The following is a 1010-nucleotide window of genomic DNA, read 5'->3' on the forward strand; positions in this document are numbered from 1 at the left end:
GCGGGTTCGGGAGATCGATGAAGCCATTGGCGGCGATTGGGATGAGACGTTGATAGTTGTGGTGAGTGACCACGTCCAGGACACCGTCGACGGTCCCGGTATCGACCTTCGCCACCATCTTGATGACGATCTCATCATCGTTGACGAAGGCAGCGCTGCTCTGATCTCTGGACTTGGTGATCCCGCGGTTCTTTCGACGATCGAGGGAGTAGAAGGGTGGGAGCTCCTTGCCGATGGCAATGTGCTCACGTGGTGCGGGGTAGGTCGCTATTTCGGCCCTTTCGAATCGGCGATCCTGAAAGGCGCCCATGGCGGAGCCCACACGAGGGAGCAGTTGGCGCTGGTTACCGGTGGGCACCCCGCTCGACGAAAGCTGGCGGCAGAGGTCGGGGCAGGCCCGATCCCGGCAACTTTCTGGGCTCCGGCGATTGCCGGTGCGTTCGGGGTCCTTCTATAGGGCTTGTTGGGCGGTCCACCTATCGGTACACCAGTCAGAAGGGCCGGGCATCCCGCAACTATCGCTTTTCCAGAGCCTCGATCAGTTTGGGGAGGACTGTCTTGACATCGCCCACGATGCCGAGGTCGGCAACGGTGAAGATGGGAGCGTCGGCGTCTTTGTTGATGGCGATGATCACCTTCGAGTCTTTCATACCGACAAGGTGCTGCATGGCACCTGAGATGCCGGCGGCGATGTACACATCAGGTTTGACGGTCTTCCCCGTCTGGCCGACTTGCTTGGCGTAGGGAACCCATCCTGCATCGACGATGGCTCGGGTCGCTCCGGTGGCCGCCTTGAGAAGCTTTCCGAGTTGCTCAATCAGCTGATAGTTGTCGGCCGAACCGAGACCCCGGCCTCCGGAGACAATCACGGCGGCCTCCTCGAGTTTGGGGCCTTCCCTTTCTTCGACGTGGGTACCGGTGATCTTGGCACCAGCCTTGCCGACGTCGGGAAGGTCGAGCTTCTCGATCGGAGGAATGCCGGTCGATGCTGCTGCGGGAGCAGCTGTGTA

General features: G+C 60.9%; 2 protein-coding genes. One reads left to right on the plus strand and one right to left on the minus strand.

The window, feature by feature from the left end; all coding sequences use genetic code 11:
* The coding region (locus JJE47_17865) for a hypothetical protein (protein ID MBK5269293.1) at positions 1–457 on the plus strand (457 nt) is incomplete at its 5' end.
* Positions 458–515: 58 nt separating this feature from the next.
* Here the strand turns inward: JJE47_17865 and JJE47_17870 are convergent.
* The coding region (locus JJE47_17870) for an electron transfer flavoprotein subunit alpha/FixB family protein (protein ID MBK5269294.1) at positions 516–1010 on the minus strand (495 nt) is incomplete at its 5' end.

Source organism: Acidimicrobiia bacterium, from assembly GCA_016650365.1.
Lineage (GTDB): Bacteria > Actinomycetota > Acidimicrobiia > Spongiisociales > JAENVV01 > JAENVV01.